11 protein-coding genes are annotated in these 19,317 nt (G+C 38.8%); 2 read left to right on the top strand and 9 right to left on the bottom strand.

Annotation, left to right across the window (positions count from 1 at the left end; all coding sequences use genetic code 11):
* Positions 1 to 63: 63 nt before the first annotated feature.
* The 3 genes from lon to O0V13_RS16125 all read right to left on the bottom strand — a co-directional run bounded on the left by lon (position 64) and on the right by O0V13_RS16125 (position 5,206).
* On the bottom strand, positions 64 to 2,541 hold the full coding sequence (gene lon, locus O0V13_RS16135) for an endopeptidase La (RefSeq protein ID WP_268036002.1): 2,478 nt from the start codon (positions 2,539 to 2,541) through the stop codon (positions 64 to 66).
* A gap of 179 nt (positions 2,542 to 2,720) precedes the next feature.
* Entirely contained in the window at positions 2,721 to 4,040 is a 1,320-nt protein-coding gene (gene rseP / locus O0V13_RS16130) for an RIP metalloprotease RseP (protein ID WP_268036000.1), read from the bottom strand.
* Complete coding sequence (locus O0V13_RS16125; protein ID WP_268035999.1) at positions 4,040 to 5,206, bottom strand: 1-deoxy-D-xylulose-5-phosphate reductoisomerase; 1,167 nt, start codon at positions 5,204 to 5,206, stop codon at positions 4,040 to 4,042. Before O0V13_RS16125 ends, rseP begins: the two co-directional genes overlap by 1 nt.
* A 208-nt stretch (positions 5,207 to 5,414) precedes the next feature.
* On the opposite strand from O0V13_RS16125, the gene O0V13_RS16120 reads away from it, so the two are divergent.
* Positions 5,415 to 6,863 carry a S1C family serine protease gene (locus tag O0V13_RS16120; RefSeq protein WP_268035998.1) on the top strand — a complete coding sequence of 483 codons (1,449 nt, stop codon included), beginning with the start codon at positions 5,415 to 5,417 and terminating at the stop codon, positions 6,861 to 6,863.
* Between the two features lie 8 nt (positions 6,864 to 6,871).
* On the opposite strand, the gene O0V13_RS16115 is transcribed toward O0V13_RS16120, so the two are convergent.
* The 5 genes from O0V13_RS16115 to O0V13_RS16095 form a co-directional block, all read right to left on the bottom strand.
* Positions 6,872 to 8,458 (bottom strand): hypothetical protein, encoded by a 1,587-nt coding sequence (locus tag O0V13_RS16115; protein ID WP_268035997.1) that lies wholly within the window; start codon positions 8,456 to 8,458, stop codon positions 6,872 to 6,874.
* The gene (locus O0V13_RS16110) at positions 8,440 to 9,552 is read right to left on the bottom strand and encodes a DUF4249 domain-containing protein (protein ID WP_268035996.1); all 1,113 of its coding nucleotides are present in this window, start codon (positions 9,550 to 9,552) and stop codon (positions 8,440 to 8,442) included. The genes O0V13_RS16115 and O0V13_RS16110 overlap by 19 nt, the downstream gene beginning before the upstream one ends.
* Positions 9,549 to 12,239 carry a TonB-dependent receptor gene (locus O0V13_RS16105; RefSeq protein WP_268035995.1) on the bottom strand — a complete coding sequence of 897 codons (2,691 nt, stop codon included), beginning with the start codon at positions 12,237 to 12,239 and terminating at the stop codon, positions 9,549 to 9,551. The genes O0V13_RS16110 and O0V13_RS16105 overlap by 4 nt, the downstream gene beginning before the upstream one ends.
* A 61-nt stretch (positions 12,240 to 12,300) precedes the next feature.
* The gene (locus tag O0V13_RS16100; RefSeq protein WP_268035994.1) at positions 12,301 to 13,764 is read right to left on the bottom strand and encodes a SusD/RagB family nutrient-binding outer membrane lipoprotein; all 1,464 of its coding nucleotides are present in this window, start codon (positions 13,762 to 13,764) and stop codon (positions 12,301 to 12,303) included.
* A gap of 11 nt (positions 13,765 to 13,775) precedes the next feature.
* Positions 13,776 to 16,949, bottom strand: coding sequence for a SusC/RagA family TonB-linked outer membrane protein (locus O0V13_RS16095; RefSeq protein WP_268035993.1), 3,174 nt, complete (start codon positions 16,947 to 16,949; stop codon positions 13,776 to 13,778).
* 423 nt (positions 16,950 to 17,372) lie between these two features.
* On the opposite strand from O0V13_RS16095, the gene O0V13_RS16090 reads away from it, so the two are divergent.
* Complete coding sequence (locus O0V13_RS16090; protein ID WP_268035992.1) at positions 17,373 to 17,786, top strand: nucleotidyltransferase substrate binding protein; 414 nt, start codon at positions 17,373 to 17,375, stop codon at positions 17,784 to 17,786.
* Positions 17,787 to 17,791: 5 nt separating this feature from the next.
* Here the strand turns inward: O0V13_RS16090 and dnaA are convergent, their stop codons facing one another.
* Complete coding sequence (gene dnaA, locus O0V13_RS16085) at positions 17,792 to 19,216, bottom strand: chromosomal replication initiator protein DnaA (protein WP_268035991.1); 1,425 nt, start codon at positions 19,214 to 19,216, stop codon at positions 17,792 to 17,794.
* Between the last annotated feature and the right edge of the window lie 101 nt (positions 19,217 to 19,317).

The raw sequence follows: 19,317 nt of genomic DNA, 5'->3' as shown, positions 1-19,317 counted from the left end.
AATTTGTTAAAGTGGTTTAGTTTTCCTCTTCACGGAAAAAGGAGCCTTGTGAGCTCCTTAATTTTATTTTGAAGCCTGATATTCTGGCTGAAAGGCAAACTGAAGAGGTCTGTCTACCTTAGATTTCAATAATGCAATATCCAATACTTCAGAAACCTGATCCACGAAATGGAAATCAATTCCCTTGATGTATTGTTCATCTATTTCTTCAATATCTCTTTGGTTCTTCTTACAAAGGATGATCTCCTTGATTCCAGCTCTTTTGGCAGCTAAAATCTTCTCTTTAATCCCTCCGACTGGCATCACTTTTCCAATCAAACTGATCTCCCCAGTCATGGCAACTTTAGCTTTTACTTTTCTTTGGGTATAAACTGAAGCCATAGCAGTCAACATCGTAATTCCTGCTGAAGGACCATCTTTGGGAACAGCACCAGCTGGTACATGAATATGTAGGTCATATTGATCAAATACACGATGATCAATTCCAAGATCCTCTGCTTTGGATTTTAAGTATGAAAGAGCAGTCATCGCTGATTCTTTCATCACATCACCAAGCTGTCCGGATAGGGTTAACTTCCCTTTGCCCCTACTTAAGCTGGATTCGATAAATAGGATCTCACCTCCCACACTTGTCCAAGCAAGACCTGTTACAACCCCGGCGATAGAATTATCCTGATAAGACTCCTTATCAAATATTTCAGAGCCCAATATTTTTCGGACAGCAGCAGGAGTGATTTTAGCATCGTATTCTTCTTCCATTGCGATGGATTTCGCAATATTTCGGATTACTTTTCCAATCGCTCTTTCAAGATTACGAACACCTGACTCACGAGTATAATCCTCAATGATTTTCACCAATGCTGCTTTCTCAAATCGGATTTGATTAGCCTTTAGTCCATGCTCTTTTCTTTGCTTTGGCACCAAATGACGTTTTGCAATCTCCACCTTCTCTTCCTGAGTATAGCCAGTTACCTCAATGATTTCCATTCTGTCTCTCAAGGCAGGCTGAATAGTATCCAGAGAGTTTGCTGTCGCAATGAAAAGAACCTTGCTCAAGTCATATTCTACCTCGAGGTAATTATCCAAAAAGGCGAAGTTTTGCTCTGGATCAAGAACTTCCAAGAATGCAGAACTAGGATCACCTCTGAAATCAGAAGAAAGCTTATCAATCTCATCCAGTACAAATACAGGATTGGAGATTTTCACCTTTTTCATGTTTTGAATGACTTTGCCTGGCATAGCACCAACATAGGTCTTTCTATGACCTCTAATCTCTGCTTCATCATGAAGTCCACCCAAAGACATCCGGATGTATTTTCTACCCAAAGAAGCCGCAATAGATTTCCCAAGAGAGGTTTTCCCAACTCCAGGAGGGCCATACAAGCAAAGAATAGGTCCTTTTAGGTCATTCTTCAGCTTCAACACTGCTAAATATTCAATGATTCTTTCTTTCACTTTTTCTAATCCAAAGTGGTCAGAATCCAATAGTTTTTTAGCGTGCTTTAAATCAAAATTATCCTGAGTAAACTCATTCCACGGCAATTCAACCATGGTTTCAGCATAGTTCAATGCAATTGGATATTCAGCAGCTGAAGGATTGATTCTAAGAATTTTATCGAGTTCTTTTTCAAAATGCTTCGCTACTTCTGGTGGCCAATTTTTCTTGGCTCCTCTGAGTCTCAAATCCTCTACTTCCTTTTCAGGTCCTTCCTCTCCCAATTCGGTTTGAAGAACTTTCATTTGCTGACGCAAGAAGTAGTCTCTTTGTTGTTGATCAATATCTGTATGAACTTTCTTCTGAATTTCTGATTTCAACTCCAGCATCTGGATATCTTTCATCATAAATTCCAAAAGCAAAGTAGCTCTCTCTACCCCATCATTGATCTCCAATAATCTTTGCTTGGATTCTACAGGAGCATTGATATTGGAAGAAAGAAAATGGGTAAGAAAAGGAGTGTTATCAATATTATCCAACGCCACCTGAGCTTCACGTGGAATCTCTGGATTCAAATGCAAAATCCTTGTTGCCGCCTCCTTGAGAGACTCTTCCAATGCCTTGATCTTCTTTGAACTTTTAGGAAAATTCTCTTCCAGATAATCAACTTTTGCAATGAAATAAGGATCATCCGTCACATGCTCACTGATCTGGAATCTCTTTTTTCCTTGGATGATGATTGTAGTATTTCCATCAGGCAAAACAATCATTTTAATGATTTTTGCCAAGGTTCCTACCTGGTAAATATCCTCCCATCCCGGATCATCAGTATTTGGATTGATCTGAGCACAAACCCCGATCATTTTATCTCCCTTTTGGGCTTTCTTCACCAGTTTGATGGAACGCTGACGCCCCACAGTAATTGGAATAACTACGCCTGGAAACAAGACGGTGTTTCTTACCGAAAGGACAGGAATTTCTTCCCCGTAATTATCTTTTCCCTGCTGATCATCTTCCTCGTCCGTAATCAACTGGATCAGATCACCCTCACCAGCAAACTCCCCTACCATTAGATTTTCAAACATGGAATTTTCGAATTGACTCATATAGACATAATGACAGTCATGCTGTCGGTTTTTGGCTTAAATAAAGAAGGAACCCCCAAGGTACGAAGGTTCCCCGGTAAAGTTCAATGGCCATGCCAATCATATAATGGGTCAGAATGGCAGTAAATAAAAAGGCCAGATTATAAAACCTGGCCTTTAGAAATATTTTCAATTACTGATCAACCACCTGTGAAGATTTTCAAGATATCATTTCCGATAACAAATACCATCAAAACCAAAAGGATAGCCATACCTACCTTTTGAGCATTTTCCAAGAACTTGTCAGAAGGAGCTCTACCAGAAATCATTTCATACAATAGGAACATGACATGACCACCATCCAAAGCTGGAATTGGAAGCAAATTCATGAACGCAAGAATCATGGAAATCAAACCAGTGATACTCCAAAATTTTGTCCAATCCCAAGTATCTCCATAGATCTTGGCCATTCCAATCGGGCCACTAACATTTCTCGCAGAAACTTCACCGGTAAACATTTTACCCATCGCTCTGGCATTCAAAATCACTACACCAAAAGCTTTTTCCGTTCCTTTTTTCAAAGATTCTCCTACACCAAAGCTTCTTCTCACCGGCTCTACAAGAAGATTGGCTGCAATACCTATTCTACTATCATCTGAAACAGGAATAGAAAGTGTATCAACTTCATTCTGACTTTGAATCACGATCTCTGCTTTTTTGTTTTCATAGCCTTTCAAAGCAGACTTCATCTCATCAAAGTATTCTACTTTTTGACCATTAACTGCCAAAATCTTGTCACCAACCTTTACTCCTGCCTTTTCTGCTTCACTTCCCTCATCTACGACGCCCACATCAAAAGGAAATCTAAGCATCACGAATTTCGCAAATGCTTCATCAGAACTGAAGGAATTAATAAACCCTTTTGGAATTTCGATTTTCAGGATTTCACCATCTCGATCAACGGTATAATAACCATTTTCACTCAACAAAACCTTTCCACTGGTCAGGTCTCCTAAACTTTGATATGGCTCTCCGTTGATATCAATGATTTTATCACCGGTTTTCAAGCCAATTGACTCTCCATATTCAAATGCTTCAATCCCATTTTGGATGATCTGATCTCTTGAATAATAGGTCTCTCCATTGTTATAAACCATGAAGAAAAAAATCACGATTCCCGTAATCACATTAACGATGATCCCACCCAACATCACTATCAATCTTTGCCAAGCTGGCTTGGAGCGGAATTCCCAAGGCTGAGGCTCAGCTGCCATCTGCTCAGTATCCATCGATTCATCGACCATTCCAGAGATTTTCACAAATCCTCCCAGTGGAATAGCTCCTATTGAATATTCGGTTTCACCCCACTGGAATCCGGCGATTTTAGGAGGGAAACCGATAGAAAATTTTTCTACTCTCATGCCAAACATCTTGGCAGTCAATAAGTGGCCCAGCTCATGAAGCCCCACAAGGATTGATAATCCCAGGAGCAATTGGCCCACCATAATTAATGTATCCATTATACTTTACGCTTTATTAGTTTCTCTGTAATTTCTCTTGCCTGACTGTCTGATTGCACATAATCTTCCAAAGAAGGATGTGAAATAAAAGAGGCTTGCTCCAAAGTTTCCCCAATCAAATCAGACATTTCCAAAAACCCAACTTCTTCTTTTAAGAAAGCATCCACAGCTATTTCATTGGCGGCATTTAGCACACAAGGAGCATTTCCTCCTTTTGCTAAAGCATCAAATGCCAGCTGTAAGTTCCTGAAAGTTTTCAAATCAGGCTGCTCAAATGTCAGGTTAGGATAGTTAATGAAGTCAAATCGCTCAAAATCGCTCTTCAAACGATGCGGGTAACTCAAAGCAAACTGAATGGGGATACGCATATCCGGCAAACCAAGTTGTGCTTTCAGCGAGCCATCTTCAAATTGTACCAAAGAATGGATGATACTTTGCGGATGAACCACCACATCTATTTGCTCGGTTTTCAAACCAAAAAGCCACTTCGCTTCAATTACTTCAAGCCCTTTGTTCATCAAAGAGGCAGAATCGATTGTAATCTTTGCTCCCATTTCCCAATTGGGATGCTTCAAAGCCTGAGCTTTGGTGACAGTTTCCAAAAATCCTCTATCCTTTCCTCTAAATGGACCTCCGGAAGCGGTCAGAATGATTTTCTCAATTGGATTATGAAATTCCCCAACCAAACACTGAAATATAGCTGAATGCTCAGAGTCTACCGGATAAATATTCACACCATACTCTTTGGCTAGCTGAGTGATAATTTCTCCAGCAACTACCATAGTTTCCTTGTTGGCCAGAGCTATTTGTTTTCCTGCTTTGATTGCATTGACCGTTGGTATCAATCCAGAGTATCCAACCAGTGCTGTCAAAACAACATCTATCCCTTCCATTTCCACGACCTGAGCCAATGCTTTTTGTCCAGTAAAGACTTTGATATCGTGAGGAATTAAGGCTTCCCTAACTTTGGAATAATTGGCATCATTACCAATCACTACAGCATTTGGGTTAAACTCCAATGCCTGAGCAATCAACAAGTCACAGTTGTTTTGTGCTGTGAGAACTTCTACTTCAAAGTCCTGTGGATGCTGACGAATCACCTCCAGGGTTTGAGTACCAATACTTCCGGTGCTACCCAAGATGGCTACGCGCTTCGCTTCTGTCATTCAATTGTATTTTTGAGGAAATAAAACCTTCTAATTTAAATGAAGGTTAGATTCATAGGCTGACAAAATTACAAGATGCCGAGACTTTTCCTTGTACAAATCGTCAGTTTTTCACTTTCGGAAAAATATTTGAGTGCTTTGCTTCTTAAAAGATGTGAATTTCAGCATCTAATCAATAAAAAGTACGTGAATTTGAAAAAGCTTACCTATGAAAAATTTTCTAAAAACAACTGGAATTTCATTTATAGCTGGATTAGCCGGAGCTGCTCTCTGGACTTCGATTGACAATTCAAATCCAGCAACCCCCATAATCCCATCAAATCAAGAAGAAACTCAATTTGGACAATTCACCTCAAATTGGGATTCCCCTCCAAGCAATTCCTATTCTACGAACCCTCCGATCTCCTTTGTGGAAGCTTCCGAAAACAGTACTGAATCAGTCGTTTTTATCAAAAACTTCTCAGGAAGTGATCCTAGGAGGTATAGTATGTTTGATTATTTCTTCGGTTCTGGTCCTACTCAACAAGTCAGCACTGGCTCAGGAGTAATCATCTCCCAAGATGGGTATATCGTCACAAACAATCACGTGATTGATAGAGCGGAAACCATAGAGGTTGTACATAAAAAAAGAACATATCAGGCGAGATTAATCGGTACTGACAAAAATACGGACATCGCTGTTTTGAAAATCGAAGGCGAAAATCTTCCTGCCATCAAAAAAGGTTCTTCTAAAAATCTGAAAATCGGAGAATGGGTCATTGCAGTTGGAAATCCATTCAACTTGACTTCAACAGTTACTGCAGGAATAGTTTCTGCCAAAGAAAGACAGATCAATATTCTAGGTGGTGATTTTCCGTTGGAAAGTTTTATCCAAACTGACGCTCCTATTAACCCAGGAAACTCGGGTGGAGCATTGGTCAATGTCCAAGGAGAATTAGTAGGTATCAATACCGCTATATTATCAAGAACTGGATCTTACACCGGCTATGGATTCGCTGTACCTGTGGACATAGCTATGAAAGTAGCCAATGATATGATCCAATACGGAGAGGTTCAAAAAGCCATTCCGGGAATTGATGCGGTGGAAATCACCCCAGAATTAGCGGAGGAAATGAATATCCAAACACTGGATGGTGTCATCGTGACACATGTGGTCAAAGGTGGAGCAGCAGATAAAGCTGGGCTTCAAAGGAACGATGTGATTACTCAATTGGGGAACCAGCCTATTACCGGAATGGGAAGCTTTGAAGAAGCACTTTCCTATTATTATCCTGGAGAAAATCTTCCCATAACTTATACAAGAAATGGTCAGAGACAATCTAGCAATCTCCTACTTCAGAATTTGGAGGGTGGCACTGGAGTTCTCAAAAGAGAGTTTTACAGCTCAAAGCTTTTAGGAGCACAATTGGAAGCCGTAAATACGATTGAAAAAGATCGATTAGGAATCTCAAACGGAATAAAAATCACTGGTTTGACCAGAGGCTATTTACGTGACTTAGGATTAAGAGACGGTTTTATCATCACTCAAATTAACCGAGAACCGGCTCGGGACCCTAAATCAGTTGGAAAATATCTGGAAGAGTTCAGTGGAAAGCTTCTGCTTGAAGGAGTTGCCTCCAACGGACAACCCTTCATGCAAAGCTATAATATTCGGTAAAACGTGAATTAATTAGAATTTGTCAAAGGCTGAACCCATTGAACGGTTTGGCCTTTTTCATTTATTAAATCTCCCCAGATCACATAAGAATCTTTCACATCAGAATAATTCCAAGCTCTCTGAATAGATTGATTTGGCTGAAGGAGAACACCGGAATTCCATAATAGAACAGGTCTCAAATCAGGGGCATCATTTTCTGCTTTTTCAAAACTTTTTACCAATGGATTTATCCCATGGAATTCAGGAAACCCATCATATAGGTCCTGAACAGGGTTTGTGTATTCTTCTTTCAACTGGACAGAAAGGACACCAAATCTTCCTAGAGTCCCAAACTGCTTCTGACTTCTAATGGAGTTATATACAGAAATAGATTCTATCTGATGAAATGGGATTTCAACCAAGTCCCCAATATGATAAAATGGAACACCGTTCAATAAAATCAAAGGACTTTCTTCATATTTGAATCCAGCACTGGCTGGAGTCATTCTGATGGAATATTCTTTTTGGCTTCTACTGACAGACACTTTATTCACGATTCCAGAAAGGGCTTCCCTTAATGTGGCAACTCCTTCATAATCATTTCCCTGATAAACCGCATCTGCAGTTTCCAATGAACCAGAAAAAGAATTTTCAACTTGATCAATGTCACTTCTGTACACCTGGTTAATAAATTTCCTCGACCTTTTATGATTTAGAATTGACCTTACATCTTCAGAAAAAGGTACAGTATTGTCAAATTTCTGAAATTGAACACTTTCCCATTCACTCTGATTCACTTGGATTTCACCTAATCTATTTCCCATCGGACCAAATTGGTAAACCCATATTTTACTATCTCCTCGGTGGGTAACAAGCTTTCTCTCCATTTCAGCTTGATCTTCTAAAAAATACTCCTCAGTCATACCCTGATCCACGAAGTATACCGAATATCTGGAATTGGGAACTCCAGAAATCGGAGTAAACTGTATTTCAAATGGATTGGAGTCTCCCAAAGTTGAGCTCTTCACAACTCCTGATACAGGAAATCCTTCCAGGCTTGGGTCAAATATTTTGAAAGCCAACAAACCAGAGTTTTCTGAAGGATTTACAGTCACAATCGGAGTAGATTGATTGGATCCAACCTCCACTTTTAGAGGTGATTCTGGATATTTGGCCTGAACCAATGCCAACATATTATCGGCATTTTTAGGCACTATTGCTGATGTGAAAATCTTAGGACTATAGACATGGACTAATGCCTCTGTTTGAAATTCACTTCCTGGAATATGAGCTACTAGTTTATAATTTCCTGTTGCCAAATCACTTGGAAGAAAAAACGCCATCCCTTGATCATACTCAGCAGTATTAAACCTTTCTATCGCCTCAGTTTTCCCTTCACTTGAAACCAAATAAAGGTTTACCAAAGCACCATTTTCCACTAATTCTCCTCTTTCATTCAAAGTGAGAACCTGAAGATTAACCAAGTCTCCACTTACAAACACAGAAGAAGAAACAACCAACTTTACTTGCCTAGAGTTTGCTTGAGAAAAGCCGACATTTGGATTTAAAAACAAGCAAATAAATAACAGTCGAAATTTTAAAATCCTTGCCACCATGTTGGTTTTTGATTAGTTACATCTGAAGCTCCTCTATAATCCAAACAATTGGAACAACCGGCAGGAGGTATAAAAGGAACCCCTGGGATCGGTTCGCACATATCTTGAAATACGAGAGTATATGGTAAATCTTGCGGGTAAAGGAACCACCTATAAGAAGACTCGTGCGCTACAAAGAAAAAGCCCGATACCTTTTCTTCTCCATCATTGACATTTCGAATATTGGTCACCAGAGTAAAAGGAGGCGGATCGAAAATCCCCCCTCCACTTTGCTGTTGAGTGGCCAACTGATCCCAAAACTGATAGGCTTGTTCGGACAAACTGTACTGAGTAATATATGCCGAGTACTCATGTTGCACCTGTTCGTTATCATCGGTTTCCAAAAAGAATAGATCATGATTATATCCCCCAGAATTATCCTCCCAGACATTAATCTGTTGATAATCATAAATATTGGTCGCATAGCACCTTTTGTTCGGATTGCCGAGAGGTAATAGAGAAGATTCAAAAACCCAAGTAGGAATCACCTTCCAGCGATATCTCAATGTTTCTCCTGTATTATTATCTCCCAATGGGACAGAAATCTGGACACCTCTGCGCTCAACTATTTGGGCTTGACCATTTACATCGATACTTTTTAAGATTGATTTATGCACTATATCAATTTCCGAAATTGCTGGAGCAGGATATAAATGATCATTGATAGACTCATATACTTCTCCGCTTGCCAATTCTATGTGAATCCTATATTCAACATTTTCTTTGGCAGCAAAATCTACATCATCGATCAAATACCTTTGCTCGTCGACACTCCAGGAATATTCGAAAGATTCACCATCAGAGGTCAATAAACTTACATCTGCATCAGGAATAACTTCGTCCAAAACGTTGGTCACGTCACTTGTCCACCTCAAGGCCACATAAAACCTCATTGGTGGAGCCGGATTGAGACACTGCTCGGTATATGAAACATTGGAAATAAATCCATCTACCACAAGTCGAGTAGCTTCTCCCTCCACATCGAACTTGATAGGGTCAATGCAAGTCGTCAATAAAAACAAACTTGCTATGGCAAAAATCCTTCTCATGTTCATAACTTGAAATTGTAAGAAATTGAAGGGAAAGCACTTCCTAATACAGAAAGCTGGAAAGCATTTCCTCTTTGGGTGAAATAAACTGAGAATGGATTCCTACGTCCATAGATATTATATACAGAAAAGACCCATTCCCCATCGACTTTCTTTTCTTTCCTTAATCCACTTTTTAGTGTAAAAGCAAGGTCCATTCTATGATAATCAGGAACTCTATACTGATTCCTATCGCTAAAATTCAAAATAGACAAAAAGTCCTCGTATTGGAATTTAGAAACCGGAACCGTGATAGGTCTTCCTGTAGAATAAGCGAAGTTCATATTCATGGAGAATCTTCTGCTGAACTTATAATTTATCACAACAGACATATCATGAGGCTTATCATAATTGGATGGGAAGAAAACTCCGTCATTGATAATTTCCTCATCAAAAGGAGACTCATTAAACTGCCTTAAGCTTCTCGAGTAGGTGTATCCTAACCAACCGGTCAGTTTACCTCTATTTTTTCTCAACAAAAATTCAACTCCATATGCTTTCCCTTTCCCCTGAACCAAGTCAGCGTCTAACGTCTCATTTAGCAAAATGGTGGCGGCATTTTTATAATCTACCACATTCTGGATCCATTTATAATATCCTTCAACAGAGATTTCAAATAAGTTGTCATTCCAGTTTTTGAAAACACCCAAAGTATATTGGTCTGAAATAGAAGGATCCAAATTATAGCCAGATGACTTCCAATAGTTCACTGGTGAAATCGCAGCTGTATTAGAAATCAAATGGATATACTGATTGGTCCGGTAGTAGCTCGCTTTAAAGGAGCTTGATGGAGTGATCAACCATCTAAAAGAAACTCTAGGCTCTAACCCAAAATTAGTTTTGGCTACTTCGCCATTTTGATAAGTTAAAGTATCAACGATAGAACTTGGAGACTTTGGTGAATCGGTGTCAAACTCATAATAAGTTCCTCCCAAAGTCAAGTAATTCGATACTCTAAGTCCATATACCAAAGACACCTTCGGTGAAATCGAAAATTCATCATTGAAATAAACCGCACTCTCTAAGGCACTTTCTTGAGGAATAAAAATAGCCTCAGAGTTTGTATTCTCTATGTTTGGCTGGAATGTACCATTATCAAATGAATAATGAAGAGAACTGATTCCAAAATCCAATTTGTGAGCGGCCCCTATGCTGTAAGAAAAGTCAATTTTCCCCTGATAATTCTTGATTCCCGACGTATAATCAAATCCGAAGTTTTCCTGATTGTTTTCAATGTTGCTTTTATAGTCACTTACCACAAAATTGGTTTGCATCAAAAAGTTGGAATTGAATCGATGTGACCATTTGGCTATGGCAGCCTTGGTTTTCCATACGTAGGCTGTGTCCGAAGCAAATTCAAAATTATCATCACTCAAATACCCTGAAAAAGTCAGGACATTGTTTTCATCAATGGTGTGATTGACTTTCAAATTCACATCATAAAATCCAGCCGCACTTTGATACAGGTCCGGATCTTTCATTTGCTTCAGCATCCAATTTGGATAAGAAGTTCTACCTGAAAGAATGAATGATGTTTTGTCCTTCTTCAAAGGTCCTTCTACAGAAAGTCGGGACGAGATCAGGCCTATTCCGCCGGCTACTTCGTAGTCTTTGGCATTCCCATTTCTCAAATTCACATTCAGAACTGAAGAAACACGCCCTCCATAATTGGCAGGTCCTCCTCCTTTATACAGTTCTACATCCCGAATCATATCTGGACTAAATGCCCCAAAAAATCCAAATAGATGCGAACTATTATAAATAATTGCCTCATCCATCATCAATAGATTTTGTCCCGGATCACCACCCCGAACATTAAATCCGGCTGTCCCTTCCCCAACAGAACTAACTCCAGGTAAAGAGATCAAACTTTTCACTGGATCAACCTCTCCCATAAATGTTGGAAGGCTTTTAATCACAGCAATATCCAGGATTTCCCTGCCGGCAATTTTTTCAGAAACAGAGATTTCCTGACTTCTGGCAGATATAGTTACCTCTTCAAGCTTGAGGGTTTGATTAAAAAGTTCCACATCCAATTTCCCTTCATTAATCACCTGAACAGGAATAGATTGGGCTTCATATCCGGCATATTGAACCAACAATTTATATTTCCCAGGTACTAACGGAATTTCAAAATTCCCATCGATATCCGTCACAACACCTTCGGAGCTGTCCAATATCTGAATACTCGCTCCAATTAATGGTTCTCCCTCAGCAGCATCAATTATTTTACCTTTGATTAGAACCGGAAGGTTGGAGTTTTCTGGCTTTCCCGAACCAATAATTTTATATTGGTCCAGATTAATGTCATTTTCATCCCAAAATTCATATTGGTATGATTCTAGTCCTTCCTGATTGACGATTACAAAAAGTCCTTTGTACTCAATCAAGCTATACCCATAAGTTTCTAATAAGACATTGATTCCGATCAATGCATCCTGACCTTTTTCCCCGTTTAATAGGAAGGCTTCAATTCCCCAGTCATTTTTATAAAAAAACTGGACCCCGTTTTGATTTTCAAGATTTTGCAACACAACAGTTAGGGGTGTAACGGAATAATCTTGATCAAAAACAATCTTTTCAATTCCTGTCTGACCAAAAATAATGGTAGTCTGAATAAAAAAGTAAGATAGTAGTGGTAGTAGTTTTCGCATAAGCGTTTAACGAAAAATGCCATCCACAAATGTGGATGGCATTTTATGTTATTTCAATGGATTATTTATCCCACCAAACGTGAGTATCCAAATCATCAGCACCTTGACGAGCAACAACAGCATCGTAGTTGGTGGAGTTCAAGTTCACCTCGAACAATGGATAGGCTTGACGTACTGGAATTTCTCCACTGGTGTTCAAAGCATCTTCCGCAGGAGTCAAGGTTGGGAAACCTGTTCTTCTCCATTCTGACCATGATTCATAACCATTTAGGAAGTTTGCAATCCACTTTTGAGTCAAAATTTGCTCCATAGCTTTGCTAGAATCAAATTTCACCCAAGAGTTAGCAATGTAATCATCGTAACCTGCAGCAACACCATATTGATCCAAAGATGCCTCGATACCTTGATAGTACAAGTCCTCAGCATCACCAGAGATCCATCCTCTTTCTACAGCTTCAGCCATTGAGAATAGAACCTGAGCAGAAGTGTAGATGTAGTTAGGAGCATCTTGAGCTCTCAATGTCTCTCCTAAGAAAGACACATCAGAGTTGGAGATAGCACCTGCTCTTGCTTCAGAGATACCATAGGTCATACCTACATAATCACCTCTATTTTCAGTTGGATCTGCATAAACTGGAACACGTGGATCCATAGATTTATCCAAAACTCCACCATTTGCAACAGTCTGCATTCTATCCATCAAAGTATTAGAAACGCAATAGTCACGGCGAGTCAAGAACCTTGCATACCACGCATTTTGGAATGCAGCTTCTGGAAGGTTAGCATAGTAAACATTTTCACTATTATCCAAAGCAATCACTCCATCAGCGATAGCAGAAGAAAACTCTGCAGCAGCAGTAGTTGGATCTACTTCGGACATTCTCAATGCCATCACCATTCTCAATGTGTTTGCAAACTTCTTCCACATCATCATATCTCCGCCGAAAAGGATATCACCTTGTACCGGAGCAGTAGTAGAAAGATTTGCTTGTGCAGTCTTCAACGTAGAAAGAACACCTGCATAAACATCGGATTGAGGATCAAATTGTGGCTGACGAATATCTTCAGCAATATCCAAGGCTTGAGAATAAGGAATATCTCCCCATCTGTCAGTCATTGTTTGGAAGAAATAAGACTGAAGAATTTGCGCAACCGCAATTTGGTTTGCATTAGAACCATTTACTGAGGCTTCATCCTTGGTTTCCTCATTGGTATTGATCTGAATTATCTGCTCCAAATCCATCAATGGTCCGCTATAGGTACCACCATAGTTGAAGATGATAGTCTGATAATTATCAGCACTTGTATACTGAGAATTTGCCAAAAATTGGGAATACAATGATCCCGTAGGATCGTCGATAGTACCCTTAAGACTATTCAGTGAATTAGTCAATAAAGAAGAGGTGATAGGCTTAGTCGTTTGGTTAGGATTGACATTTGTATCACCAAAATCTCCCAAATCACAGGATGTAACGCCTACGGCTAACAATCCTATGAAAATATATTTTGAAATTGATTTTTTCATTTTTCTGTTTTTTAGAATCCTAGACGAATGTCAAAACCGATAGATCTTGTTGCTGGCAACTGACCACTATCCACCCAAGCACCATTGTTTCTTGAATTTCTAGTATCACCAGATACCTGAGATGGATCCAAACCAGGAACATTTGACTTAATCAACCAAGGGTTGTTTGCTACAACTGCTACAGCAGCAGATCTAAACAAGTTAGATCTCTGAAGAAGAGACTGAGGAAGGTTATATCCGAATCTAACTTCACGAAGTTTCACATAACTCGCATCATATACCCACTGCTCATGAAGTGCAAAAAGAGCTTTCCAATAGGTGTCAGCTTCTAGGTAAGTGTCATTTGGAGTTCCGTCAGCATAAACACCTTCGAATCTCAAACCACCACCATCAGCTACTGGATCTCTCATTGGAACACCTTTATCGTTGTCACCTACAGTCATTATTCCAAGACCAGAATAGGCATTAAACATATTGGTAATGGAGTTGATTTTACCACCGATTTGCCAATCAATTGTAAAGCTCAATTCGAAATCTTTGTAAGTAAATCTGTTGAAAATACCACCAGTGTAATCAGGAAGGATTGTTCCCAATACTTGATTTTGCTCAGTCATTGGATATCCATCCTCATCGATCAAGATATTTCCAGCTTCATCTCTTTGATATTTCTCACCAATGATTGTACCCCAATCTTCACCAACTTTTGCTCTAGCAGAGATAGATCCCCATCCACCGCCTACACGGTTACCTAGGAATCCGTTCACCAACTGGATTGCATCAATACCTGGATAGATTTCTTCGATTACGTTTCTACTTCTTGCGAAGTTGAAATTCAAATCCCAGTTGAAGTTGGAAGTTTTAATCGGTGTACCACCGATGGTCGCATCCCAACCTTTTGTAAAGGTTTTACCAGCATTAATTGTATAAGAAGAAATACCAGTAGTACTTGGAACCTCAGTTGCCAAGATTTCATTGGTATTATCATAGTAGTAATAAGAGAAATCAGTTCTGATTCTTCCTTGCAAGAATGCCAATTCAACACCAGCTTCCAAAGCACCTGTCGTAGCAGCTCTCAAATTAGGATCAACCAATGAGTTTGGATATCCCATAGTTGGATTTCCATTATAAGGAGTTCCCAATCCATAGGCTGGATCCAATTGATAAGGATTCAATTCACCACCTACTTCAGCATAACCTGCACGAACTTTACCAAATGACAAGATTCTGTTGTTTGGCATCAATTCAGAGAAGATAAAGGAAGTAGAGATAGCTGGATAGGTAAATGCATTACTTGTAGAAGGCAAAACAGAATCATAATCACGACGGATGGAACCATCTACGAAAACGATTTCTTTGAAACCAAAACTTGCTTGAGCAAAGATTGAATTTACTTGTCTATTTTCAATTCTATTAGAAGCATTTGGACGGTTGATAGATGCCGAAATATTATACAAATCAGGCACTGACAAACCACCAGCAGTTGACATTGAAGCATTACTATAGAAGTTCTTTCTGATATTCCCACCAACCAATGCAGAAACAGAGAATTTCTCGGTCACCTTATTGTATTGCGCTAAGAATTCATAGTTATCCTCATTTTGTTCATATTTTCTCAAACTGTAAGAATCAAGATTCAAAGTTCCAGAAGCAATTCTTCCATCCTCAAAATATGTGGTAGCATATCTACTCAAATTTGCTGAAACAGAAAGACCGTCAATGATTTCGTAAGTCAAACCAAATTTACCACTGTAAGTATCTTTTGTGCTTTCAGAGAAGTTAGCGTATTGCTCAGTATATGGGTTGTTCCAATACAAAGGAGTAGCATTTCTTGGAGAGTTGATATTCCAAGAAGTGTATCTTCCATCAGGCATTCTATAATACTTCTTCAACAAGTCCATATCCAATTGTCTTTGGAACCACTGGTTGAAGTTTTGTCCAATACTACCATCTTGATAACCTTCAGTCAAAGATCCAAATACATTGGTTCTATTATAGTTAGCCATTGTATTCAATTTCAACTTTTTGGAAAGATCCACCGTTGCATTCAAATTCAAGAATGTTTTCTCTTGTTTAGTATTTGGAAGAACACCAGTTCTATTAACGTTGGTCATGGTAGCAGTTACGTTGTAACCTTCACCAGCTTTACTCACTGACAAGGAATTCTGAACACCAACACCTGTGTTAAAGAAATCTCTTACATTGTTTTTATTTGGAGACCAAGCTCTTGTTTGACCATAGGTATCAGTACCTGGAGTAAACGCGTCCCACTGAGCTACTTGAGAACCATCCAATCTTGGACCCCAGCTCTCATCTGCATAAAATTCAGGGATTTTTGCACCATCCAATCCAGCCAATGCAGGATCATCTCTAGATGGGTCAAAAGAAAATGTCTGCCACTCTTGAGAATATCCACCACCATATTGGTTTTGATATTCCGGCATCACAGATACATTTTCGAAAGTAGTGGTGTTATTGAAATCAATATTCAATCTTCCACCTTTCGCTTTTTTCATGGTGATCAAAATCACACCATCACGAGCACGAGAACCATACAAAGCAGATGCGTTAGCACCTTTCAATACGTTGATGGATTGTACGTTATCCATGTTGATGGTAGAAGGATCTGAAGTTGGGATACCATCTACTACATATAGAGGGGAATTAGATCCGAAACCTCTCACACCACGGATACGAACAGCTGCCTCACCAAATTTAGCTCCAGAACCAGATACTACTTGTACACCGGCTACTTTACCTGCCAAAGCTTCGTTCAAGTTAGTTTCACGAGCTACACGAAGATTTTCGGCACCTACTTCTTGGGTTGCATAACCCAATGTTTTTTTCTCTCTCTCCACGTTCAAGGCAGTTACTACCACCTCATTCAATTGGGTTACATCTTCTGACAATACTACATCAATAGTAGATTGATTTCCGATTTCCACTTCTTGAGTTTGCAATCCAATAAAGGAAAACACAAGAACACCACCTGTACTAGGTACTGTTAAACGGTAGTTACCATCAATGTCGGTAACTACACCGATTTGGGTTCCTTTCAAAATCACACTTGCCCCAGGTATGCCCAATCCATCTTGTTCAGAAGTTACCACACCAGTGATACTTCTGTCTTGAGCCCATACCATGCCAGTAAGCATGATCATGAAAGAAAATAGTAAAACTTTCTTCATAAAGGTTAATTTTTAGTTTGGTGCGAAGTTGGCAAATTATCAGAGGAGTTGTCTCAAAAGTGAGCACTTAAAGTATAATAAGTTTCAAATGCGGACACAAACCAGATATGAACGGCAATTATCATACATGAACGGAATGTTAAAAAAAGATAAATTATTTGTGAATTTGAAAAAAGACTTTCAACTAAAAATATCCAAATAATAATTATGATTATACCAAGTCAATTATACTAATTTAAAATAAATATCTATTATTTTTTCAATATTAATAGAATAATTCCAACCCATGTATTTGCCTTTAATTATACAAATAAAAAAACAAATTGCATCAATAATTTCGCAAAGAATCAATTTAACGACATAAAATTTTATTATATTGAATAAACACAACTGAAACCCTGTCTAAAACCATAGTTTTTAATAATGAAATCCCTCCCTCAGTCCTGTACGCAGTGTTTTGAAGAATTTAAGACCTCTTTAGAAGATCTTCGGGTATTTACCCAAAGTTCAAAATCTCACCCTTTATCCGATGCACAAACTCGAGAACTAATTATCAATTTTGAGGTAGCACATGAGCTTGCACTCAAGGTAATAACTAAATATTTCGAAAAAGAAAAAAAAGGACCGTTTTCAGGGTCTAGAGATGCAACGGTTGAAGCCTTTCATGCGGATCTAATCGATGATGGCAAAGGCTGGCTAGACATGATTATAGATAGAATTCAATATAATCCAGTATATCCTATCAATACTCAAAAGGAGTTTATAAACAATATAATAAACAAGTATATAAGATTATTAAATAGATTTGAAGACAAGATGGAAAAAGAATTATATTAAATATATTAATATGATCTCATCTTAAATTTCTTCTTCAGTTCGTTGACAGAATTTCTGAAAGTACTGTCAGTTTCGATCAAGTCATTCACAGTGGTTACCGCATGAATCACTGTCGAATGATCCCTTCCACCAAAATGATAACCAATTGATTTCAAAGAATGATTGGTAAACTCTTTTGAAAAATACATGGCTACTTGTCTGGCCACCACTATTTCTTTCTTCCTGGTTTTGGCCTTCAAGTCATCTTGGTTGATTCCGTAATATTCTGATACAGCTTTCTGGATAAATTCAATCCCGACTTCAGTCTCAATATCCTTGATGATGTTTTTCATCACGGTTTTGGCAAGCTGAAGGCTTATTTCAACACGATTCAATGATGCATGTGCAATAAGTGAAATTAAAATCCCTTCTAGCTCTCTGACATTGGTATCAACAGTATATGCAAGGTATTCAACTACATCATCAGGAATAAAAATTCCTTCTGACTGCATCTTTCTTCTGATGATAGCTACCCTCGTTTCAAAATCTGGCATCTGCAAATCTGCAGTCAAGCCCCATTTGAATCTCGAGAGCAATCGCTCCTCTAGCCCCTTCAGATCTCTTGGAGGACAATCTGAAGTCATGATGATTTGCTTTTTGCTTTGATGAAGATGATTGAAAATATGGAAGAACATTTCCTGAGTCCGATCCTTACCAGCCAAAAACTGAATATCATCAATTATCAACACATCTACCTGCATATAAAAATTCGTGAAGCTCTTCACATTTCCATCCTTAATGGAATCCATGAATTGATTCACAAACTTTTCTGAAGAGACATAAAGGACAAACTTGTCCTCCGGTCCATTCTTGATTTCATTCCCTATAGCCTGAACTAAGTGAGTCTTACCTAACCCAACTCCTCCATATACCATCAATGGATTGAAAGAAGTTATCCCTGGCTTGGTAGCTACAGCAAAGCCAGCAGATCGTGCCAAACGATTGCAATCCCCTTCTATATAAGTATTGAAGGTATAGTTTGGATTCAAATTACTTTTCGTCAAAGCTTCAGCACCCAAAGACTCCATTTCAAATGGAGTTGTCTTTTGCTCTTGTACAGGCTGAGAGGAAGGCTTTTTGTTTCCGTGATTTCCTTGCGGATAAGAAACCGCAATCGGACTATTTGAGGAATTACCTCTATCTACCACAACTGCATATTCCAAACGTCCACTTTGACCAAGGGTAGTTTTGATTGCTAGCTTTAATTCTTGGATATAGTTATCCTCCAGCCATTCGTAGAAAAATTGACTCGGTACTTGGATGGTCAGACTGGTCCCATCCAATTTCACTGGGTTTATAGGCTTAAACCAAGTAGAAAAGCTCTGCTCACTGACGTGTTGCTCAATAACACGTAAACATTCATTCCAAACTGCGCTAGCTTCTGAACTCATTAGAGAAGTTTTCTGAAAAACAATGACCCGGACGGATTAGTACAAGGGTGTCAAATTTGGACAAAATTCAGTTAAATAAAAAATCAATTTCACCTTGAAAA

The organism is Algoriphagus sp. PAP.12, assembly GCF_026652115.1.
Classification (GTDB): Bacteria; Bacteroidota; Bacteroidia; order Cytophagales; family Cyclobacteriaceae; genus Algoriphagus.
This window is presented reverse-complemented; position numbering and strand designations above follow the sequence as displayed.